Source organism: Asticcacaulis sp. (genome assembly GCF_051956075.1).
Classification (GTDB): domain Bacteria; phylum Pseudomonadota; class Alphaproteobacteria; order Caulobacterales; family Caulobacteraceae; genus Asticcacaulis.
In genome coordinates, this window is record NZ_JBQCGA010000043.1 from 77,841 (window position 1) to 98,919 (window position 21,079).

At 64.6% G+C, this 21,079-nt stretch carries 23 protein-coding genes; 4 read left to right on the forward strand and 19 right to left on the reverse strand.

The window, feature by feature from the left end; genetic code table 11:
- Positions 1-1,161, forward strand: a complete 1,161-nt coding sequence (gene rodA, locus ACTHLA_RS11310) for a rod shape-determining protein RodA (RefSeq protein WP_440188947.1) — start codon at positions 1-3, stop codon at positions 1,159-1,161.
- 122 nt (positions 1,162-1,283) lie between these two features.
- Here rodA and pip read toward each other — a convergent pair whose 3' ends face one another.
- From pip to ACTHLA_RS11340, 6 genes are all read right to left on the reverse strand, one after another.
- On the reverse strand, positions 1,284-2,282 hold the full coding sequence (pip, locus tag ACTHLA_RS11315; protein ID WP_440188949.1) for a prolyl aminopeptidase: 999 nt from the start codon (positions 2,280-2,282) through the stop codon (positions 1,284-1,286).
- A gap of 61 nt (positions 2,283-2,343) precedes the next feature.
- Positions 2,344-3,321, reverse strand: a complete 978-nt coding sequence (dgcA, locus tag ACTHLA_RS11320; RefSeq protein ID WP_440188952.1) for an N-acetyl-D-Glu racemase DgcA — start codon at positions 3,319-3,321, stop codon at positions 2,344-2,346.
- 12 nt (positions 3,322-3,333) lie between these two features.
- The gene (locus ACTHLA_RS11325; RefSeq protein ID WP_440188955.1) at positions 3,334-5,970 is read right to left on the reverse strand and encodes a tipN; all 2,637 of its coding nucleotides are present in this window, start codon (positions 5,968-5,970) and stop codon (positions 3,334-3,336) included.
- 132 nt (positions 5,971-6,102) lie between these two features.
- Positions 6,103-6,291, reverse strand: coding sequence for a hypothetical protein (locus ACTHLA_RS11330; protein WP_440188958.1), 189 nt, complete (start codon positions 6,289-6,291; stop codon positions 6,103-6,105).
- Between the two features lie 89 nt (positions 6,292-6,380).
- Entirely contained in the window at positions 6,381-6,764 is a 384-nt protein-coding gene (locus ACTHLA_RS11335; protein WP_440188961.1) for a DUF805 domain-containing protein, read from the reverse strand.
- Positions 6,761-7,285, reverse strand: coding sequence for a DUF805 domain-containing protein (locus ACTHLA_RS11340; RefSeq protein ID WP_440188964.1), 525 nt, complete (start codon positions 7,283-7,285; stop codon positions 6,761-6,763). Before ACTHLA_RS11340 ends, ACTHLA_RS11335 begins: the two co-directional genes overlap by 4 nt.
- Before the next feature lie 114 nt (positions 7,286-7,399).
- Between ACTHLA_RS11340 and ACTHLA_RS11345 the strand changes: the two genes are divergently transcribed.
- Positions 7,400-8,392 carry a cupin-like domain-containing protein gene (locus tag ACTHLA_RS11345; RefSeq protein WP_440188967.1) on the forward strand — a complete coding sequence of 331 codons (993 nt, stop codon included), beginning with the start codon at positions 7,400-7,402 and terminating at the stop codon, positions 8,390-8,392.
- Here the strand turns inward: ACTHLA_RS11345 and ACTHLA_RS11350 are convergent.
- From ACTHLA_RS11350 to rpmE, 13 genes are all read right to left on the reverse strand, one after another.
- Positions 8,389-8,889: a DUF805 domain-containing protein gene (locus ACTHLA_RS11350; protein WP_440188970.1), complete on the reverse strand. Its 501-nt coding sequence runs from the start codon at positions 8,887-8,889 to the stop codon at positions 8,389-8,391. The genes ACTHLA_RS11345 and ACTHLA_RS11350 overlap by 4 nt on opposite strands.
- Positions 8,886-9,272 carry a DUF805 domain-containing protein gene (locus tag ACTHLA_RS11355; protein WP_440188973.1) on the reverse strand — a complete coding sequence of 129 codons (387 nt, stop codon included), beginning with the start codon at positions 9,270-9,272 and terminating at the stop codon, positions 8,886-8,888. Before ACTHLA_RS11355 ends, ACTHLA_RS11350 begins: the two co-directional genes overlap by 4 nt.
- Positions 9,273-9,329: 57 nt before the next feature.
- The gene (hisIE, locus tag ACTHLA_RS11360; RefSeq protein ID WP_440188976.1) at positions 9,330-9,977 is read right to left on the reverse strand and encodes a bifunctional phosphoribosyl-AMP cyclohydrolase/phosphoribosyl-ATP diphosphatase HisIE; all 648 of its coding nucleotides are present in this window, start codon (positions 9,975-9,977) and stop codon (positions 9,330-9,332) included.
- 2 nt (positions 9,978-9,979) lie between these two features.
- Positions 9,980-10,747, reverse strand: coding sequence for an imidazole glycerol phosphate synthase subunit HisF (gene hisF / locus ACTHLA_RS11365; RefSeq protein ID WP_440188979.1), 768 nt, complete (start codon positions 10,745-10,747; stop codon positions 9,980-9,982).
- A 167-nt stretch (positions 10,748-10,914) separates the two neighbouring features.
- A complete protein-coding gene (gene hisA, locus ACTHLA_RS11370; RefSeq protein ID WP_440188982.1) occupies positions 10,915-11,646 on the reverse strand; it encodes a 1-(5-phosphoribosyl)-5-[(5-phosphoribosylamino)methylideneamino]imidazole-4-carboxamide isomerase in 732 nt (243 codons plus the stop codon).
- On the reverse strand, positions 11,643-12,239 hold the full coding sequence (hisH, locus tag ACTHLA_RS11375) for an imidazole glycerol phosphate synthase subunit HisH (RefSeq protein WP_440188985.1): 597 nt from the start codon (positions 12,237-12,239) through the stop codon (positions 11,643-11,645). Before hisH ends, hisA begins: the two co-directional genes overlap by 4 nt.
- On the reverse strand, positions 12,236-13,720 hold the full coding sequence (gene hisB / locus ACTHLA_RS11380; protein ID WP_440188987.1) for an imidazoleglycerol-phosphate dehydratase HisB: 1,485 nt from the start codon (positions 13,718-13,720) through the stop codon (positions 12,236-12,238). Before hisB ends, hisH begins: the two co-directional genes overlap by 4 nt.
- Positions 13,721-13,814: 94 nt before the next feature.
- Complete coding sequence (hisD, locus tag ACTHLA_RS11385) at positions 13,815-15,128, reverse strand: histidinol dehydrogenase (protein ID WP_440188990.1); 1,314 nt, start codon at positions 15,126-15,128, stop codon at positions 13,815-13,817.
- A 43-nt stretch (positions 15,129-15,171) separates the two neighbouring features.
- Positions 15,172-16,053, reverse strand: coding sequence for an ATP phosphoribosyltransferase (gene hisG, locus ACTHLA_RS11390; RefSeq protein ID WP_440188993.1), 882 nt, complete (start codon positions 16,051-16,053; stop codon positions 15,172-15,174).
- Positions 16,046-16,348: a YerC/YecD family TrpR-related protein gene (locus ACTHLA_RS11395; protein ID WP_440188995.1), complete on the reverse strand. Its 303-nt coding sequence runs from the start codon at positions 16,346-16,348 to the stop codon at positions 16,046-16,048. Before ACTHLA_RS11395 ends, hisG begins: the two co-directional genes overlap by 8 nt.
- A gap of 109 nt (positions 16,349-16,457) precedes the next feature.
- Positions 16,458-16,805 carry a YcxB family protein gene (locus tag ACTHLA_RS11400; RefSeq protein ID WP_440188998.1) on the reverse strand — a complete coding sequence of 116 codons (348 nt, stop codon included), beginning with the start codon at positions 16,803-16,805 and terminating at the stop codon, positions 16,458-16,460.
- Positions 16,806-17,001: 196 nt separating this feature from the next.
- Positions 17,002-17,892 carry a heme-dependent oxidative N-demethylase family protein gene (locus tag ACTHLA_RS11405; RefSeq protein ID WP_440189001.1) on the reverse strand — a complete coding sequence of 297 codons (891 nt, stop codon included), beginning with the start codon at positions 17,890-17,892 and terminating at the stop codon, positions 17,002-17,004.
- A 199-nt stretch (positions 17,893-18,091) separates the two neighbouring features.
- Positions 18,092-18,316, reverse strand: a complete 225-nt coding sequence (gene rpmE, locus ACTHLA_RS11410; RefSeq protein WP_440189004.1) for a 50S ribosomal protein L31 — start codon at positions 18,314-18,316, stop codon at positions 18,092-18,094.
- Positions 18,317-18,445: 129 nt separating this feature from the next.
- Between rpmE and ACTHLA_RS11415 the strand changes: the two genes are divergently transcribed.
- On the forward strand, positions 18,446-20,281 hold the full coding sequence (locus ACTHLA_RS11415) for an ABC transporter transmembrane domain-containing protein (protein ID WP_440189007.1): 1,836 nt from the start codon (positions 18,446-18,448) through the stop codon (positions 20,279-20,281).
- A gap of 82 nt (positions 20,282-20,363) precedes the next feature.
- Positions 20,364-21,059 carry a TorF family putative porin gene (locus ACTHLA_RS11420; protein ID WP_440189010.1) on the forward strand — a complete coding sequence of 232 codons (696 nt, stop codon included), beginning with the start codon at positions 20,364-20,366 and terminating at the stop codon, positions 21,057-21,059.
- Positions 21,060-21,079 lie beyond the last annotated feature (20 nt).

Consider the following 21,079-nt stretch of genomic DNA (forward strand, 5'->3'; position numbering starts at 1 on the left):
ATGGTCGATTCCGCCCTTTCCCGTCCCGGACAGCGTGAGCGCTACGATTCCAAGCTGATGCAGGTCAACTGGGTCTTTATCGGCCTGTTGATCGCGCTCGTCGCGATCAGCATTTCGATCCTGTACAGCGCGGGCGGCATGAGCTGGCAGCCCTGGGCCTACAAGCAGTTGCTGATCTTCTGCTTCTGCCTGTTGCTGGCCGTCGGTCTGGCCCTGCTGGATCTGCGCATCTGGCTGGAAATCAGCTATTACGTCTATGGCGCCATGCTGCTGCTGCTGGCCGCCGTGCCATTTATCGGCTCGGTCAGCCACGGCGCGCGCCGCTGGATCGACTTTGGACCTATCCAGTTCCAGCCGTCGGAATATATGAAGCTAGCCGTAGTGCTGGCCCTGGCGCGATTCTATCACGAATGTTCGGCCAAGGATGCGCGCCTGTCGTGGAAGCTGATCATCCCGGCGGCTTTGATCGGCATGCCGGTGCTGCTGGTGATGAAGCAGCCAGACCTCGGCACCGCGGTCATGATCATGCTGACCGGGCTGGCTGTGGTGGTGGTGGCCGGACTGGACTGGCGCGTGATCGCCGGGGGCATAGCCGCCGTGGTCGTCGCCGTGCCGCTGGCCATTCCGCACCTGCATGGCTATCAGCAGAAGCGCCTTTTGACCTTCCTGCACCCCGAAAACGACCCGTCCGGCGACGGCTACCACATCCTGCAATCCAAGATCGCGATGGGCTCCGGCGGCCTGCTCGGCAAGGGCTTAGGACTGGGCTCGCAGAGCCAGCTCAACTTCCTGCCGGAAAAGCACACCGACTTCATCATGGCGGCGGTATGCGAGGAATTGGGCTTTGCGGGCGGCTTCGTCGTCTTCCTGCTGTGCGGCGTGATCATCCTGATGGCGCTGCGCATGGCGGCGGTGTCGCACTCGCACTTCGGCAGGCTGGCGGCGGCGGGCGCGACCGCGACCTTCGCCCTGTCGGTGCTGATCAACAGCGCCATGGTCATGGGCCTGTTCCCGGTCGTCGGCGTGCCGATGCCGCTCGTTTCCTATGGCGGTTCGGCCATGCTGATGTTCATGACCGGCTTCGGCCTCGTCATGGCCGTGCGCGTCCACCGCTATCAGGAACTGCCGAGGCAGGCCTCAATCTTCTCACGCTTCGAGTAAAATTTGTATCCTTGGCCGATTACGGCGTCGGCGTCGCTTGCCCGTATTGATATACGGGCGGCGCTAGCCTCCTGGTACTCGACTCAAGGCTCCAAATTTTAAGCCGGAAGGAAGAATAGAGGTTACTTCGCCAGCAAGGCTAAAGCCTCATCGGCGGCGGCGACAAGGCCCTCCAGAATGCCCGGATCGCTGGAGGAGTGACCGGCCTTCTTGATCACCTTGAACTTCGCTTCCGGCCAGGCGCGGTGCAGATCCCACGCCGTTTGCATCGGCGTGACCACGTCATAGCGGCCCTGCACGATCCAGCCGGGGATGTGGCGAATGCGGTCGATATTGTCCAGCACCCACGTATCGCTTTCGAAGAAGCCGCGGTTTTGGAAGTACCAGCTTTCGATGCGCGCAAAGGCGACGGCGAAGTCGGGATCGGCGAATTTCGACGCGGCCTGCGGCGGGCCGTCGATCGACAGTGTGTCGCCCTCCCAGCCGCTCCACGCCAGGGCGCAGCGCACGCGTTCATCGCGGTCGGGGCCATTCAGGCGTTTGACATAGGCAGCCAGCAGATCGCCGCGCTCGGCTTCGGGAATCGGCGCGACGAAGCCTTCCCACAGATCGGGATAGAGGTGGCTGGCGCCTTCCTGATAGAACCAGTCCAGTTCCGGCTTGCGCACCAGAAAGATGCCGCGCAGGATCAGTCCCAGCACGCGCTCCGGGTGCTTCAGCGCATAGGCCAGCGACAGGGTCGAGCCCCACGACCCGCCAAACACGACCCATTTTTCGATCCCCAGCTTCTGCCGCAGCGCCTCGATATCGGCGACCAGATGCCAGGTGGTGTTGTCCTCCAGCGAAATATCCTGCGAGGCGTGCGGGGTCGATTTGCCGCAGCCGCGCTGGTCGAACAGGATGATGCGGTAGCCGTCCGGGTTGAAATAGGAGCGCAGGTTCGGCGACACGCCGCCGCCCGGACCGCCGTGCAGCACGACGACGGGCAGACCCTGTGGGTTGCCGCACTGTTCGTAATAGATGCGATGCTTGCCGCCGGTGGGCATATAGCCCGCGTCATACGGGTCGATGTCGGGATAGAGGCCGCGCGGGCGGGCAGATGTCTTCACGGAGTCGGTCATGGCGCTGAAAGGAACAGAATGTCAGCAGTTAGCCGCAAAATGCGCGGCTTCACAACCGTTTTTACCCCCAAAGCGCGGGCGTCGGCGGATGCAGGATCGAGCCGGTGACCTCCAGCCCGTGCTCGCGGTCGCGCGCCAGCAGCAGCGGCCCGTCCAGATCGACATAGTCCGCGCCCTGCGCCACCAGCATGGCGGGGGCCATGCTCAGCGAGGTCGCGACCATGCAGCCCACCATGATCTCCAGCCCCAACGCCAGCGCCTCAGCCTTCAGCGCCAGGGCCTCGGTCAGGCCGCCGGTCTTGTCGAGCTTGATATTGACGCAGCGATAGAGCCGCGCGCAGCGGGCCAACTCGGCGCGGCTGTGCAGGCTTTCATCGGCGCAAAGGGTCACCGGACACGCATAGCCGAGCAGCGCCTCGTCCTCATCAACCTTGAGCGGCTGTTCGATCAGCAGCACGCCGAGTTTGTGCAGGTCCGGCGCGATGCGCGTCAGATCGTCGAAGCTCAGGCCCTCATTGCCATCGACGATCAGGCGCGATTTCGGCGCGGCGGCGCGCACGGCTTCGACGCGATCCAGGTCGCCGGGACCGCCGATCTTGAGCTTGAGGAGCGGGCGGCGCGCATTGGCGGCGGCCTGCTGCGCCATCGCTTCGGGCGTATCGAGGCTCAGCGTATAGGCGGTCTTAAGCGGATTGAGCGCGTGAAGGCCCGCCGTCCGCCACGCCGGAACGCCCGAGCGTTTGGCGTTGAGATCCCACAAGGCGCAGTCGAGCGCATTGCGCGCCGCGCCGGACGGCAACAGCGTCTGAACCGCGTCGAGCGTAATCCCCGCCTCGATGCGCGAGCGCACGGCCTCAAGCTCGGCCAGGCAGCCTTCCAGACTCTCGCCATAGCGCGCATAGGGCACGGCCTCGCCCTGACCCGTATGCTCGCTATCCTCCAGCGCGACGTACAGCACGCGCGCCTCGGTCTTAGAGCCGCGCGCAATCGTAAAGCGCCCGGCGATCGGGAAGGTGTCGTCACGCAGGATCAGGCGCATCGGATGAAAGGCCTAGATCAGGTCGCTGAGCGCGGCGTCGAACAGGAGATAGGCGCGGCCCGCGTCCGAGCCGAGCAGTTCGCTCAAGGCCGTTTTCGGATCGCGCGCCATCAGCGCCATATTGACCTGCTGATCGTACCAGTCGACGAAGTCATGCGCGTGCTGACGGATGGCCTGATCGGTGAGCAGGCGGCGTCCCAGGCGACGGATGGCCGCGGGCGCGACGCGGCGCACCACGAGGCGCGCGCCTTCGTTGTCCTCGGCGACGATGGCGGCGACGGTTTCATCGAGCCGCGAACGGCCCAGCACGGCGGCGGCGTCGATGCCCATGGCGGCGACCTCGGCGACCATCTGATCGTCGATGCGGTCGAACTCGGCGTCCGTCGGCGGCGCCTCTCCGGTCTGCGGTGTTTCGAGCGCGGGCGGCGGTGTTTCGGCGGCCTGCCGGGTCTCCATGCCGCCCAGCAGTTCGCGCCACGACCAGCCGTCCTGCACGCGCTGCGGCGTTGCCGACGGCGGCGTCGGCGCGGGGTTTTGCGCCGGGGTCTGCGGCGGCGGATTGCTGGCCGCGCGCGTCTCGGCGCCGAGCGGCGACAGGCGCAGGCGAGAGCCGCTCGCCCCGGACGGTTGCGGCGCCGCAGGCGGCTCGCGGCGCGCGCCGAAGGTGCGGCCATAATCGCGGTCGCGCATCGCCGGGCGTTCCGGCGCAGGCATTTTCAGGTCCAGCGGCGCCTCCGCCGATGAGTCCCCCGACACCACGCCCATCAGCCGCACCGCTTCGGTCAGCATGTCGTAATTGCGTTTGACCCGCTCCTGAAAAGCGGCGTCGATCGCCTCGGTCTCCTCGGCGGCCTTTTTCGCCGCCGCCATGGTGGCCGCCACGCCCTCCTCGACGCTGCGGCGGATTTCGGCGATGCGCGCCTGCGCCAAAGCGGGCAGGCCTTCGGCGCTGCTGGCGATGTCGGTCATGGCGGCATGCACCTCGGCCAGGGTCTGGCGGGTGTGCGCAAAGCTGTCGTCGAGCCGTTGCGCCGTCTGGTCGCCCGCGTCGACGATCAGTCCTGCGGAGTCCTCTATAAGACGCCGGGCGGCGGCCAGCCGCGCGTCGAACACCTCATCGGCCGACTTGCTGGCCTCGAAAATGGTTTCGTTGAGCCGGTCCACGCGCGCCTGCGCGGTCTGGGCCGCTTCGGCGGCGGCGCGCTTGGCCTCCGTGGCGGCGATATTGAGCTGTTCCAGCGAGCGGCGCGTCTCCTCGACCAGATCGTCGCGCGCGTCGGCGGCCATGACCGAGATATTGGACAAGGTCGCGTGGACGCGGGTTTCAAAGGCGGTGCGTTCGTTCTCAGCGGCCTCGCCGACCGCATGGAAGTGGCTCTGCGCCTGCACCACGATGTCGCGCAGCACGTCGATGCCGCGCGCCGAGGTTTCGCCCAGATCGACCGTGGCGACGCGGGTGATGGCCAGGGCCTCGGTTAACTGCGCGCGCTGGTTCTCGATATGGACGGCGAAATCCTCCTGATCGGCGCGTAAAGAAAGGGCCGCCGACACCAGGCCCGCGCGCTGTTCGGACAGGCCCGCCTCGACCGTGCGAATCTGGTCCGACACGCCCGAACCGGCGGTCTCCAGCCGCACGGTCTGGCGGTCGAGATCCTCGGAAGCGACGCGCGCGGCGCCGGAGACGTCGCTGGCGGCGTTGACCACCTGTGCGGTCGCGGCGGTCAGGCTGGCCTCGGCCTCGCGCAACTGGGTCTGGGCCAGATCAGAGGCGTCGGCGACCATGCGAGCCTGACGGTCGGTGGCCTCGATCACGCCTTTGGCCTGCGCGTCGAGTTGCGTGCTGAGGGCTGTGATCGCGCCGCGCTCCTGCTCCAGAGCGCGGGTGACGCTCTGGGTCGCCGAACGCGCAATCTGGGCGGCGTCGGTCAGGCGGTCGGTCTCGGTCTTGAGTCGGGTGGACAGTTCGGCGATGTCGGCATGAGCCGTGCGCACGGCCTGAACCGCGTGGTCGACCTGCGCGCGCAGCGCCTCGACCAGCGAACCCGTTTCCGACGCAGCGGCGGCGGCGGGCGCCACCATGGCGTCGGCCAAGGCGGCGGTGCGGCGCGCTTCGCGCGCCAGGGCGGCGGCGTTGCGCAGCGCAAAGGCCGAGGCGAAGACCAGCCCGATCGGGAAGACCGCGAACAGGGCCAGAATGGCCAGGGTGAAGGGGCGATAGGCGAAGGCGGTCAGATTGGCCTGCGCTCCCAGCGCAAAGGCGACCAGTCCCATGCCCCACAACAGGCTGATAAAGGTCGCCGCGCCCCAGAAATAGAAGGGCGGCATGCCGGTGGTCTTCATCACGCCTTCGGGCCTGACCTTGAGCGCGGCCAGATCGCGCTTCGGCGCCGCATCGGGTTTGGCGGCGACGGCGGGCGGCGTGGTCTCCGGCGGCGGCGTCACCGGCGTGAAGCCTTCGGGCACATCAAGACCGTCGGTGGACAGGTCAGATTCCGCGTCGGCGCGCGGCTCCGCGTCGGTCACATCGGCGCTGGTCAGGGGCGCGTTCAGAATATCGTCGTCATCCATAGCTGTTTCGTCCATATCCGGCGCAGGTTCGCTGCTCCGGTTGCGGGGGGTGAAATTCAGCGGCGGACGTCTCGATTTCATTCACGCTTTCCGCCGTCCGGTCGGGCGGCGGTCCATTTTTCCAGAGTTTGACGTGTTCTCTTTACAGGCGAAAGCTATCTCCTGCACCGGAGAATGGCAAAGCTTTTTGTATGGATTGAAGAAAAAGGGGAGCTATGACGCAGCGCGGTCGCGATCGTGGTCCGAATCCTGTGGCGGGCGATGCGCGGCGGGCGCGTCGCCGCTGTGTCCGGGATCGCCGGAGGACGAACCGGACGATTGTCCATGCGCGCCGAAATGCGCGAGCACGACAGCCATCAGGAACGCGATCAGCGAACTCAACAGATTGTGCAGCCAGGACATGACGCCCACCCTCCCGGCGCGCATCATGCGCCGAAGCGCGTGTCGTTGCAATCAAAACGCGTAGCGAAAGCGTCAGATTATGTCAGCACTCACGCTGAAGGTCGCGCCGCCAGCCAGATCAATGCGCCCCAGCAGGCCAGATTGGCGGCGGCGGCGAGGAAGGTGAAGGCGATCAGGACCGGTCCCGGCCAACCGCCATTCATCAGCAAGGACAGCAGGGCGACCAGCGCTTGCGGCGCGAACAGCCACAGGCCGTGCGGTCCTGAACCCGCGTCGCGAAACCGGCGGGTCAGCAAACAAACAACGGGCCATGCCAGCGCGACCCAGACGCCGGACAGGATCAGGGCTTCATCGACCCCCGGCAGCGCGGCCAGAACCAGATCGAGCGCCAGCGCGATCAGCAGGACGGCGCCCAGACCGGTAAGAAATCCGGTGCGGTCGATGCGCCCTTTCGGCGATAGCCACGCCGTCACGCCAGCGCCTCCGGTTGCGGACCAAAACCGTTGTCGCGCCTTTGTCCGGGTGCGTGCAGGTTCCAACTGATGAACAGGTTGTAGAGGATCAGAACCAGGGTCGCCATCACGCCGAACCCCTTGTAGAAAAACACCTGAATGAACGGGTCGATCAGCCCCAACAGACTGAAAAAGAAGGACAGGACGCCGCCCTTGAGCAGGGCCTGCTCCAGCACCACGGCGCTGCACACGATAACCGCGAAGGCGATCAACAGGATCGGCGCGTAAAGATAGCCGCTCAGACCGCGATCGTGCAGGCGCTGAATCGACAACTGCGCATAGCGATATTGCAGATACAGCACGAGCAGGGTCACGATGGCGGCCACCGCCATCGACAGGACGGGCTTGTCGCGCGTCAGGCTGACAATGACGACGGCGCCCAGCAGCAGGGCGAAAATCGTGGTCCAGCCCATACGGCCCGTCGCTTCGCGAAAACTGCGCCGGTCGAGGCGGCCGCTGGCGTTCCAACCCAGTTTGAGCATGGCGAGGCTCCGTATTAACCCTGTTGACTGTAGCGGCGCGCGGCGCGGCTGTAAATGCGCGCCGCTGATTGCCGGTGGTCCGGTTTTGGGCTAGCGGTAGGCGCGGAGGACGGCATGACCGGATTTACGCCCGTGCGGCGCGAAAGACTGAACGCGGAGGCGATCGCCGAGGCCGTGCGCGACCTCGACGCGCCGGTGGTCTTTGCAGGCGCGGTCGCCGACTGGCCGCTGGTCCGGCAGGCCTCGACGGATGCGCTGATTGACTATCTCAAGGGCTTTGACGCCGGCAAGCCCGCGCAGGTCTTCCGTCAGGCGTCAGGCGGCGACGGACGGTTTTTCTACGGCGAGGGCGCGGACGGCTTCAACTTCCAGCGCGCGGAGGCGCCGCTGTCCGCTGCGCTGGAGCGGCTGCGCGTTCTGGCGAAAGGCGGTTCCGATGAGCGCGTCTATATCCAGTCGGCGCCGCTCGACCTCTATTTCCCGGGTCTGGCGGACGCCAATCCGCTTCCTGGCGTGACGGCGCCGCCGCGCGCCTGGATCGGCAACCGCGCCGTCACGCAGACGCATTTCGACCTCTATGACAATCTCGTCTGCATGGTCGCGGGGACGAAGCGCTTCATCCTGTTCCCGCCGGGACAGACGAAGAACCTCTATATCGGCCCGCTGGAGCATACGGTGTCCGGCGTCCCGACCTCAATGGCCAATATTGACGCGCCGGATTTTAAGCGCTTTCCGCGCCTGCGCGAGGCGCGGGCGTCGGGGTTGATCGCGGAGTTGAAGCCCGGCGATGTCCTGTTCGTCCCCTATATGTGGTGGCATCAGGTCATGTCGGACGACGCCTTCAACATGCAGGTCAATTGCTGGTGGAACCCGGCGGCGGATATGCCGCAACCCATGCAGGCTTTGGCGCACGCGCTTCTGGCCGTGCGCGACCTGCCTCCGGCGCAGAACCGGGCGTGGAAAGCGATGTTCGACCATTTCGTCTTCCACCAGTCCGATCCGGTCGCCGATCACCTGCCCGAAGCCATGCGCGGCATTCTGGGCGACCTGACGCCGGAGGTCCGTGCGGCGATGCTCAAGGCGCTGGGGCAGGGCTTGCAGGGTTAGAAGATCTGCGCCTGTCCGACGCCTGGTGGTAGGCCGTATTTATTGGGCCCGTTGGTGCCGGGCCGCGTCAGTTGGAAGCGCAGAAAGATGTTGATGATGATCGTCGGCAGCAGAATGGCGAAGAAGACGCCCTGACTCGTCGTCTCATCCAGCCGCACGGGTGCGCCGACGGCGAATGTGGCGAATAGCCAGCCGCCGCCGACCGCCATGGCCAGCACGGTTACCAGCGGGCTGAGTAGCATGAACCAGCCTGACAGATTGCGGTCGTGCAGTCGGCGCACCATGACCTGCATGAAGCGATAGCGGTAATAGGTGATCAGGACAAAGCCCGCGATCCACGCGATGGCGCACAGCCAGATCGGCGCCGTCATCGCTCCGATCCCGCCCAGAACGAACAGGGCGATCGGTATCAAACAGAAGGCGAAATGCCGCCACCGTTCCTTGCGGTAAGTCTCCCGGTCTATGCGACCGTTTGTGTCCCAACTCAGATTTATCATGATTTCCCCCCTGAGGCGCTGCCATAAACATTATCGTGCGGCTGCCCCGGCGCCAGCACCAAGACGAGCCACATCAGCGGCGAGACGCCCGGCACAAGGTTGAGCGCCGCCAGCCAGCCGCTCTGGCCGAGATCGTGCAGCCTGCGCACCTGCGCGGCGATTTCGATCCATATGCCGAGGCCGCAACCGAGGACAAAGGCGACGACCGCCGCCCAGAAGCCTGGCGCCGGGTGGAAGTCAGACGGAGTCGAAGGCAGTCTTCCCGCGCCGTTCCCCAGCACGATCATGGCGATGATCAGCGCGATCAGCACGACATAGGGGGCAAGGCTTTCCAGCAGATAGCGCACGCGCCCTGAACGTCCGTAAAACGATAGCAGCGTCATGATGCCTCCCCCCCTGTCAGAAAGGCTGACATAACGGCGGCGAAAGTCAATCGCCAATCAGCGGCCCGCGTGGCGCTCGCGCAGCACCGCCAGCACGTTCTCCAGCGATGTGCCGCGCGCCATCAGAAGGACTGACAAATGATAGAGCAGGTCGGCGGCCTCGTTGTGCAGCTCCTCATCGTCGCCGCAGCGTCCGGCCAGCGCCGTTTCCAGACCTTCCTCGCCGACCTTCTGGGCGATTTTGGCGACGCCCTTCTGCATCAGGCGCGCGGTATAGGAATCGGCGGGCGGCGCCTTGGCGCGCTCTGCAACCACACCGGCCAGCTTGCCGAGGAAGCCGATGCCCGGCGCGTCCTCGTGACCGAAGCAGGAGGTGGTTTTGGTGTGGCAGGTCGGGCCGTTCGGGCGCGCATAGACCAAAAGCGCATCCTCGTCGCAGTCGGTCAGCACCCGGTCCAACTCCAGCGTGTCGCCGGAGGTCTCGCCCTTCATCCACAACCGGCTTTTCGAGCGCGACCAGAAGGTCACACGCCCGCCTTGCAGCGTGGCCTTCAGCGCCTCTGCGTTCATGTAACCCAGCATCAGCACCTGCAAGGTGTCGGCGTGCTGCACCACGGCAGGGACAAGGCCGCCGTCCTTGGCAAAGTCGATCCGGTCGATATCGGCGACGGTGAGGGGATTGGGCAGGGCGTGGGAGTCGGACATGGTTACAGTCTCACCGGAATGCCTGCTGCGCTTAAGTTCCGCTTCAGGTCGGGGATGGCGATGATCTTCTTGTGGAACACCGAAGCGGCCAGGGCGCCGGACACGTCGGCCTTATCGAACACCTCGTTAAAATGCTCAGGGGCGCCCGCGCCGCCCGAGGCGACCAGCGGGATATGCAACAGGTCGCGCGCCAGCCGCAATTGTTTCAGATCGTAGCCCTTGCGCACCCCGTCCTGATTCATGCAGTTCAGCACGATCTCGCCCGCGCCGCGCTGTTGCGCCTCGACAATCCAGTCGAGCGTGCGGCGGCCGACTGTGCGCATCTTGTCCGGGTCGCCGGAATACTGATGGACGATGTAGTCGCCGTTTTCCTCGCGGCTATCGACCCCGACCACCACGCACTGCGATCCGGCCATCTCGGCCAGTTCGTCGATCAGGTCCGGGCGCTCCAGAGCGGGCGAATTGATCGACACCTTGTCGGCGCCGGAATCGAGGCAGCGCACCGCCTGTTCCGCGGAACGGATGCCGCCCGCCACGCAGAACGGAATATCGAGCGCGCGGGCAATGTCGCGCACCCAGTCATAATCGACGGTGCGGCCCTCAGACGACGCCGTGATGTCGTACAGCACCAGCTCGTCCGCGCCTTCGTCGCGATAGCGCAGGGCCAGATCGACGGCGTCGCCCAGCACCTCATGGCCGAGAAACTGCACGCCCTTGACGACCTTGCCGTCCTTGACGTCGAGGCAGGGGATAATGCGTCTAGCCAGCATGACAAGCGCTTTCCAAAGAATATCTAGATCCTCCCCTGCGCAGCGGGGGAGGTGGCGAGCAAGCGAAGCGCGTCGAGACGGAGGGGGCCGCTGCCGCCCCCGCCGCCCCCTCCGGCGCGGACAAGCCGCGCCACCTCCCCCGCTGCGCAGAGGAGGCTTTTGGCAGCCTACCCAACATTGAGCGCCGCCTTCAAATCGATCAAACCCTCATAGATCGCCTTGCCGACGATCGCGCCGTGGACGCCAAGCGCCTTGAGATCGTATAGGTCTTCGACCGAACGCACGCCGCCGGAGGCTTGAATCTCCAGATCCGGGCGCTTGTGACGTAAGGCGCGCATCAGCTCCATATTCGGCCCCATCAACATGCCGTCGCGCGACACGTCGGTGACGAGGATGCGTTGCGCGACGCCAACCGGATAATAGTCCAGCACGTCCCACAGCGATATGCCCGACCCTTCGACCCAGCCATGCAGGGCGGCGTCGAAATCGCCGTCTTTCGTCGGAATCACATCGAGCGCCAGGGTGATGCGATCCTTGCCGAAATCGCTCAGCCAGCCGCGCACCTCGTCCGGGCTTTTCACCGCCGCCGAGCCGACCACGACCGCCGAGACGCCTGCATCGAGCAGGGTCTGCACATGCTTGCGCGACCGCACCCCGCCGCCGGTCTGAATCTTCGCCTTCGAGGCTTTCGCCAGCCGTCCGATCAGGTCATGCTGCTGCGGCGATCCGGCCTTGGCGCCGTCCAGATCGACAATATGCACCCACTGCGCGGCTTCGGCGTTGAACAGGTCAAGGCGTTTGAACGGATCGGAATCGTAACGGGTCACGGCGTCGAAACGCCCCTGCGCAAGGCGGACGCACTCACCGTTGATCAGGTCGATGGCGGGATAAAGGATCATAGACTCACAAAATTCTTCAGGATGTGAGCGCCGACGCTGGACGAGCGCTCCGGGTGAAACTGGCAGCCCCAGACATTGTCGTTACGCACCATAGCCGCGAACGGCTGGCCATAGGTGGAGGTCAGGAGCGTGGCGTCATTGACCGGACAGACGAAGGAGTGGACGAAATAGGCGTAATCGCCGTCCTGAACCCCCGCATTGAGCGGGTCTTGGCGCACGACGCGGAGCTGGTTCCAGCCCATATGCGGCACCACCAGATCGGCGGGAACCGTCATCTTCGTCACCCGTCCGGGGATCAGGCCGAGGCAGGGCACATCGCCTTCTTCCGAGCCTTCGAACAAAAGTTGCTGCCCCAGACACACGCCGAGCAGCGGAACCTTGAGGCCGCGAATGACGTCGAAAAGCTCAAGCTCATGGATGCGGCGCATGGCGAAGCCCGCCGCGCCGACGCCGGGCAGCACGACCTTTGACGCCGCAGCGATTTCGGAGGCGTCCGAGGACAGCCGCGCCGACGCGCCCAACCGCTCCAGCGCGAACAGCACGGAGGCGGTATTGGCGCAGCCCAGTTCAATAACGATAATCTCGTCGCTCACGCTAACATGCCTTTCGTCGAGGGCAGGGCGTCGCCTTCAATGCGCGTCGCCTGCCGCAGGGCGCGGCCCAGGGCCTTGAAACAGGCCTCGGTCTTGTGGTGGTCATTGCCACCTTTGACCTCGACATGGACGGCGGCGCCCAGGGTTTCCGACAGCGAACGGAAGGCGTGGGCGGTCATTTCGGTCGGATAGTCGCCGATGTGCGAGGCCTCAAAATGGCCTTCGAACACACAGAACGGACGCCCGCCCAGATCGACGCTGACCCTGGCCTCGGTCTCATCCATCGGCAGCACAAAGCCGAAGCGCGCCATGCCCGCCCGGTCGCCCAGAGCCAGTTTCAGCGCCTGACCGAAGGCCAGCATGCAGTCCTCGATCGTGTGGTGCGGGTCGATCTCCAGATCGCCTTCGCAGCCGACCTGCAACGAGAAGCCGCCGTGGGTCGCGACCTGATCGAGCATGTGATCAAAGAAGCCGACGCCGGTGCGGATCAGGACAGGCTTAGGCTGGTCGAGATTGACCGTGACCGCGATCTTGGTCTCCTTGGTGTCGCGCAGAATTTCGCCGACGCGCGGCGCTTTGCCCTCCGGCGCGACGCCAAGCGCGGTCAGGATGCGGTTGTTCGTCGCCACATCGCCCATCGCCAGCAGCAGGCCGTTCGGCGTCACCTGCGCCGACAGGCCCATGCGTTTCAGCGCGGTCTGGGTCGTGATCAGCGCCTTGGGCCGCAGCAGCATGAACGGGCCGTCATTGAGGTCGAACGAGTCGAGCTGTTTCGAGCGTGACAGGGCCTCGCGCAGCCGGGCCTGTTCGGCGCGGATGGTGTCGATGCGGGCGGCGACGCTCAGGGCGCGCGACGGCGACAAGGCGGCCTCGGCGGCGCGGACACTGGGGGTCGGCACCGGATGCGGCTCGCAGAATTTCAGCAGGCCCTGCAAGGTCTTCGTCCCGGCGATCAGCGCCCCGACGCGCGCCCCGGCCATGCCGAACAGGTAGGACAGGCTTTTCAGCACCACCACATTCGGCTCGGTGACGGCCAGTTCGACCAGACTGTCCGCCGTGCAGGCGTCGAAATAGCTTTCGTCGATGACCAGCAGGCACGGGAAGATATCGACCGCCAGCGAGCGCGCGGCCACCATGTCCCAGGCGCGGCCATCGCTCTGACGCGGATTGTGGATCAGCAGAAAGCCCGCGCCCTTGGGCAGGGGGCCGCTTTGCGGCGGCTGGCGCACAGAGAGATTATAGACGGCGCTGAGATCGTCGAGATAGTGGTCGGCTTGCGCGCAGACAAATTCATGGCCAGGCACGCGCAGGCGGCGCATCAGCACCTCCATGGCGTGCGAGGCGCCGCGCGTCACCATCAGGCTGTGCGCCTCGACGCCGTAGAAGTCGGCCATGCGCTCTCGCAGCGGCTCCAGCGACGGCGGCAGCGATTCCAGCCCCGCGCCCGTGGCGTTCAGCGATGAGAAGGGCGAGTTGAACATCTATATCTCCAAGCGGAAATCGGCCGCCCCGCGCTCAAGAAGCGAAGCGTTAGCGCAAACAAAAATGCTGGCGGCGCAAACCCGGATCATCCTTTTAAATCTCCAGTCGGAAGTCCGCCGCCAGAGCGTGGGCTTCTAAACCTTCGAGCCGGGCCAGGCGGGCGGCGGCGGGGGCGATGGCGGCGGCGCCCGCGCGCGTCGCCCTCTGCACCACGAAGCTGGTCAGATACGAGCGCACGGTGATGCCGTCATAGGCTCTGGCGGCGCCGTCGGTCGGCAGGACGTGGCTCGGCCCCGCTGCATAGTCGCCAAAGGTCTCCGCAGCGTAGGTTCCGGCGAAGATCGTCCCGGCGGCGGTCAATTGCGGGATCAGCGCATCGACCTCCGCGACCTGAAGCGCTAGGTGTTCGGGACCATAGAGGTTGGAGACCTCGGCGGCTTCTTCCAGCGAGGCGACGATAAAGGCGCGCGCCTGATCGAGCGAGGCCTTGGCGATCTGCGCGCGCGGCAGGCGCTCGACCTGAAGGGCGACCTCGGCCTCGATGGCTTCGGCGACGGCGCGTGAGGTGGCGACGAGGATGACCTGCGCGTCGGGATCGTGTTCGGCCTGGCTAAGGAGATCGGCGGCCACCAGCTTCACATTGGCCGTCTCATCGGCGATGCATAAGAGTTCCGACGGCCCGGCGGGCATGTCGATGGCGAGGCTGGAGACGCGCTCGGTGGCGTAGCGCTTGGCTTCGGCGACATACTTGTTGCCGGGGCCGTAGATCTTATCGGCGGCGGGAACGCCCTCAAGCACCCCCAGCGCCAGCGCCGCCACGCCATGCGCGCCGCCGACGCGCCACACCGCATCAAGGCCGGAAGCCGCGCCCGCTGCGATCATCATCGGGTGGATTGAACCATCTTTTGCTGTCGGGGTGATGCAGACGCGGTTCGGCACGCCGGCGACCAGGGCCGGAACCGCTGTCATGATCAGGGTCGAAAACAGAGGCGCTGTGCCGCCCGGTGCATAGAGGCCTGCCGTGGTGATCGGGCGATAGACGCGCTGCAAGCTCAGACCCGGTTTCGGCGCAATGACGGGGCCGTCGCCGGGCAGCTCGGCGGCTTGAAAGCTGCGCACATTCTCAACCGCCAGCTCCATCGCCGCAAGATCGTCGGCGGAGAGTTGCGCGCGCGCGGCGTCCACGGTCTTCGCATCGAGCCGGATTTGCGTCGGCGCATGGCCGTCGAGCTTGATCGCCCAGTCGGCCAGCCCCGCAAAGCCGCGCGCCTCGATGTCGTCGAAAATCTCATGCACGCGCGCCAGCACCGCCGGATCACGGCGGTTCTCCGGCCGGGCGAGGGCGTTGCGGCGCTCGGAGGCGCTAAGGTCTTTCCAGATAAAGGTCTTCATGTTGCGACGGCCCATCCGGGCGCGCTCCTAAAAAAATTCCCCGGCGCGGGATCGCGCCTCACTTCATCATCTTCTCAATCGGCAGCACCAGTATGGCCGAGGCCCCGGCGCTTTTCAGCTTGTCCAGCGTGTCCCAGAACACGTTTTCCTGACAGACGGCGTGGACGGCGACCACATCGTCACGGCCAGCCAGCTGCATGATGGTCGGGGCCTCGGCGCCGGGGATCAGCCGGATAATGTCATCGAGATGCGCGCGCGGGGCGTTGAGCATGACATATTTCGCGCCGGTCGATTCCGTCACGCCATCGAAGCGGCGCACCACCATGTCATAGGTGTGCTGCAATTCGGCGGGCGGGGCGTGCGGAGCCTTGATCAACACGGCCTCGGACTTCAGCACCAGGTCGCACGCTTTCATGGCGTTCGCCTCAAGCGTCGCGCCGGTCGAGACCAGATCGCAGATCGCGTGGGCGATCTTCATGCGTGGGGCGACCTCGACCGCGCCGCGCATCTCGACGATGTCGGCGGTGACATTGTTCGCCTTCAGCCACTTGGCGAGAATGTTGGGGTAGGAGGTGGCGATGCGCTTGCCGTTCAGCCATTGCGGGCCGGTATAGTCAGCGTCGGCGGGCACGGCGATCTTCAGCGTGCAGGAACCGAAGCCCAGGCGCATGACGATCATGTCCGACAGGTCGGTCTCAGGGAAGTGTTCGGCCAGCACGTTCAGGCCGACAATACCCAGCTCCGCCACGCCGTCGGCCACGAAGGTCGGAATATCGTCGTCGCGCACGCGCAGCAGGTCGATCGGCTGGTTCTCGATGCGGTACAGAAGCTCGTTGGCGCCCTTCATGACGCGCAGGCCCGCGCCGGAGATCAGCTCCAGCGAGCGGTCGGCCAGTCGGCCGGATTTCTGCACGGCGATACGGAGGCGGGGTTCAGTCATGCGTCTTATCTTTCATCTTATCCAATACGCGCCGGTAGCCCTGATGCGGCATGTCGCGCAGGAAGCGGGCGACGCGCGTGACCGTGGTGGTCGAGGCGCCGGTCAGCTCGGAGATTTCGCGGTAGCTGAGGCCGCCCTGATCGAGCAACCTCGCCACCTTGAACCGCTCGGCGAAGGCGCGCAACTCACCGGGCGTACACAGATCGTCGAGAAAGGCCAGAACCTCCTCGCGCGATTGCAGACCCAGCAGGGCCTCGGCCAGAGCGGCGACGTCTTCAGGCTTGGTCAGCGACATGTCTCACCGTAGTAACGTGTTATCGCGCTAATACAGTGTGACGGGTTGGGATGCAAGCTGCAATTCAGAGATTTGCATGAACTTTTATTTCAGCGCGTGGTTTCCGAGATCAGCCAGCAACGATTTTTGCCTGCCTAAACCAGGTGCGCGCAGCAGCTAAGAAGCCCTCGGAGTCGGCGAACGAAGCAAAGGCTGTCCTGGGCAGCATGATGGCGCAGCGCCGATTCGTGAAGAACAGGATGGTGCTGCGCGTTTCATCAATCGCGTAGAGTGAGGTCCACGGAATGCTGACCGTGGCCAGTTGGGATGATTTGGTTACGCCTTCGCCTGATATGCTGAGATTATGCTGGACCTTCACCGCCTTGCCAAAGGCGAATTGCGTGACGCCGTGGATATAGGTCAAAACAGGCGTAATTATGTAGGACACTGAGATGGCTAGGACGGTCATGATAATCATGTCTGCCCAATCCATCGCAATGACTTGGTTTTGAAGCGAAAATTACAAAAAATAGAAGCACCGCGACAGTGTCCAATAATTATGACGAAGATAGGCGCGATAAAAGGCGCTGTAATCGCTGATCTTGATCGAATAGCCGTTAAGACTTGTCGTGGCGTCATTCATGTCAATATTGTGCAATGATACCGTTAAATAATCAAGACGCTGAATCTTGATGAGCAATGGCCGCCAGCCGCTCGATCAGCCGGTCGCGCTCCAGAGTCAGGCCCTTGTAATCGAGCTGTTGCGACGTATAGGCGCCTAGCTGCTCGATCAGGGCGCGGGCCAGGTCGGGGGCGTTGGGCAGGCGCTCCATTTCGGTCAGCGGATCGAGAAAGATGCGAATGGTGAACAGGATATCGCCGCTCACCGGCAGCTTGCGTAAGGTCTGGCGCTCCAGACGGAAATAGAGGTTGTCGATGCGCTCATCGCCAAATCTCCATTGCCCCGCCGAGTGCGGATGGTGCAAAGCGTCGTCGGCGTGCAGCGACCAGTTCCAGCGATAGACCGGCTGTTCGGTGCGTAAATTATCGAACATGCGCTCGATGATATTAGCGTTACGCGTGTCGCGGCCAAAGTCCGGCACGGGGGCGTGAATCTCCTGCAAGGCCTTGCCGAATTTTTCATGCAGCCGCCATGAGGACGGAAAGCACAGATGCGCCGCGGCCAGACGCCAGCCATCCTCGCCCCGTCGCATCAGCACAAGGTCTTCCTGCACCAGCCCGCCCGCGATCAGCAGGGGCGGATAGGGCGTATCCAGACGCACGCGGCGGAAAGCGGGGACGATGTCGATCTGCGGGCCCAGGCGCTGATAGATGCCGGGCCAGCGTTCGGGCAGGTGGTCGGCCAGCAGGGTCAGGACTTCGGCCTGCGCCGCCTCCGTGCCGGGCTCCATTACGAAGATCGTCTCGGGCGCGCGCTCGGCCAGCCGGTCTTTTTCGTCGAGATAGGCCAGCAATGTGTCATCGACCGCGATCCACCCCGCCGGATCGAGCGGTTTGACGCCGATGGTGAACAGCTTGTGCGAACCGTCGTAGGGGGTGTGCATGTCAAAAACTTAGCAAGAAAGAGACCCCACCACCATCCTCCTTCGCTGACGCTGCGGAGGACGGTCCCCCTCCCCATCAAAGATGGGGAGGCAATGAGAATAAGGGCGCCAACATCGAGGGGGATTAAAAATCCGGCCCGCGTAATCAAACGCGAGCCGGATAAACGCAACTAAGTTTTCGCTGCGGCGCGTTCGCCGCTTACTTCTTGAGGAAGCCGCCGAACTTGTTGTTGAAGCGCGAGACGCGGCCGCCGCGATCGAGCAGCGTGCCCGTGCCGCCGGTCCAGGCCGGGTGGGTGCGCGGGTCGATGTCGAGGTTCAGGACGGCGTCTTCCTTGCCGTAGGTCGAGCGCGTCTTGTAGCTGGAGCCGTCGGTCAGGGTGACCGTGATCCAGTGATAATCGGGGTGGCCGTCTTTTTTCATCTTGCGATCCTTGCTACGTCAGCCAGCATGACGCCGACGCCAGAAAAGGGTGGAGCTAAACTTTAGCGAAGCGCGGCTCATACAGGATGCGGCCTTGCCGCGCAAGGGCTTGTTGTTTAAACAGCCGTCATGCCCGACTCCGCCCCCGAAGCCGCCGCCAAAGATCGTCCCTCCGCTGGCGCCGAGCTGGCCGCCCAGATCCGGCACGCGGCGGGCGGACGGGGCAAGACGCGCAATCTGAAGCCTCTGGCGCGGCTATGGCCGTATTTGATGCGGCAGAAGCGCAATCTGGCGCTCATGCTGGTGTTTCTGGTCATTTCGTCGGCGGCCAGCCTCAGCCTGACCGGCGCGGCGCGTCTATTGGTCGATAAGGGATTCGGCTCCGGCAATGCAGCCCAGCTTGACGCCTGGTTCCTGGTGATCGGCGGCGTGGCTATTGTGATGGCGCTGGCGACGGCGTTTCGCTACTTCTACATCACCCGGCTGGGCGAACGCGTGGTGGCCGACCTGCGCGAAGACGTGTTCGCGCATATCCTCAGGCTCGACCCTGCCTTTTTCCTCGGTATCCGCACCGGCGAGGTGATTTCGCGCCTGACCAGCGACATCCAGATCATCGAAACGCTTGTGTCGTCCTCGATCTCCATCGCGTTGCGCAATCTCGTCACCTTTGTCGGCGGCCTGACGCTTTTGATGATTGTCAGTCCGAAACTGACCCTGATTGTGCTGGCCCTGTTTCCGTTGGTGCTGGTTCCGCTGATCACCTTTGGCCGCGCCGTGGGCAAGCTGACGCGCAGGACGCAGGACAATTTCGCTGACGCGGTCGGCTTTGCGTCCGAATCGCTCGACGCGCTGGAGACGGTGCAGGCCTTTGTGCGCGAAGCCTTTACGCGGCGCAGGTTCGACGCGGCGGTCGAGACGGCGTATGCAACCTCGCTGAAGCGCATCCGCGCGCGGGCGACCATGACGGCGCTGGTGATCTCGCTGGTGTTCGGCGGCATCGCTGTGGTGCTGTGGCTGGGCGCGCACGATGTCTTCCATCACCGCATGACGACCGGCGCCCTGATCCAGTTCGTCATGCTGTCGGTGTTCACGGCGGGGTCGGTCGCCAATCTCAATGAGACCTGGGGCGATCTGCAAAAGGCGGCGGGCGCCATGATGCGCATCGACGAGCTGTTGCAGTCCGAGCCGAATATCACCGCGCCGCCGACGCCCGCGAACCTGCCTGCGCCGCGCGGCGAGATTCGCTTCGAGCATGTGCGCTTCGCCTATCCGTCGCGGCCCGATACGGTGGTGCTGGACGACTTTTCCCTGCACGTTCAGCCCGGCGAGACGGTAGCCCTGGTCGGACCGTCCGGCGCGGGCAAGTCGAGCGTGTTCCGGCTGCTGCTGCGCTATTACGACTTCAATGAGGGCCGGATCGAACTGGACGGCGTCGATATCCGCGCCGCCGACCCCAAGGCGGTGCGCGAGCGCCTGTCTCTGGTGGCGCAGGACGCGGCCCTGTTCTCCGGCTCGGCGGCCGACAATATCCGCTTCGGGCGCGAGAGCGCGACGATGGACGAGGTGCGCGCCGCTGCCGCCAAGGCGCAGGCGCTCGGCTTTATTGAGGCGCTGCCACAAGGTTTCGACACGCCCTTGGGCGAGCGCGCCAAGTCCTTGTCCGGTGGTCAGAAGCAGCGTTTGTCGATTGCGCGGGCTTTGGTGCGCGACGCGCCGGTGCTGCTGCTCGACGAGGCGACCTCGGCGCTCGACGCCGAGAATGAGCGGCTGGTGCAGGAAGCGCTGAGCGAAGCGATGCGCGAACACACCACGCTTGTCATCGCCCACCGGCTGGCCACGGTGCTGAAGGCCGACCGCATCGTGGTCATGGACGCCGGGCGCGTGGTCGATATCGGCACGCACGACGAACTGGTCGCCCGCGGCGGGCTTTATCAAAGGCTGGCCAGCCTGCAATTCGAGGTTTAACGGCTTTTCAACAGCCCGATGGTAATCCTTGTACGGAGGAATGGCCGACAGACGCCGTTTCCGCTCTCAAGGAATAGTATTTATGAAAGTTGCGTACCCGTTTGCTCTTGGCCTGATCATGGCCGCTTCCGTTTCGGCGTTTGGCGCGCACGCCGCCGACAAACCCTTTTTCAAACTCAGCGGCGAGGCCAGTCTGGCGACGGCGGGCATGACCAAGGGCGCCACCGATACGGACGGCGATCCGCAAGGCTTGGTCGGGCTGAAAGTCTCGCACGGAATCTGGTACGCGGGGGCGCGCGTCAAGAACGTCAAGACCGCCGAAGGCGGAGACGACCAGCAGGAATGGTATGCGGGCGCAGCGGGCAAGGCGGGCGGATATGATCTGTCCTTGCAGGTCGTCTATAAGATCATCGACGGCGCCAGGGCCGGTACGGACGACGCCTATTATGAATGGCAGGGCGCGATCGGGCGCAGCTTCGGCAAGACCTCGGTGAAGCTGAGCGAGCAATATACCGGTGATTCCTACGGTAAGACCAAGGCGTCGTACTGGACCGAAGCTTCGGTCGCGCAGAAGATCACGCCGAAGTTTTCCCTGTCGGCGGCCTATGGCCATCGCGATGTCACGCCGGCGAAGAATTACAACGGCTGGAATGTCGGCGGAACCTATGCGCTGCTGAAAAAAACCAGTCTCGACGTGCGCTGGTACGACAGCGATGAACATGGCTACGGCGATAAATATAAGGGCCGTCTGGTCGCCAAAATCAGCCAGAAGTTTTAAGCGCCTTTTCCCTCTCCCCG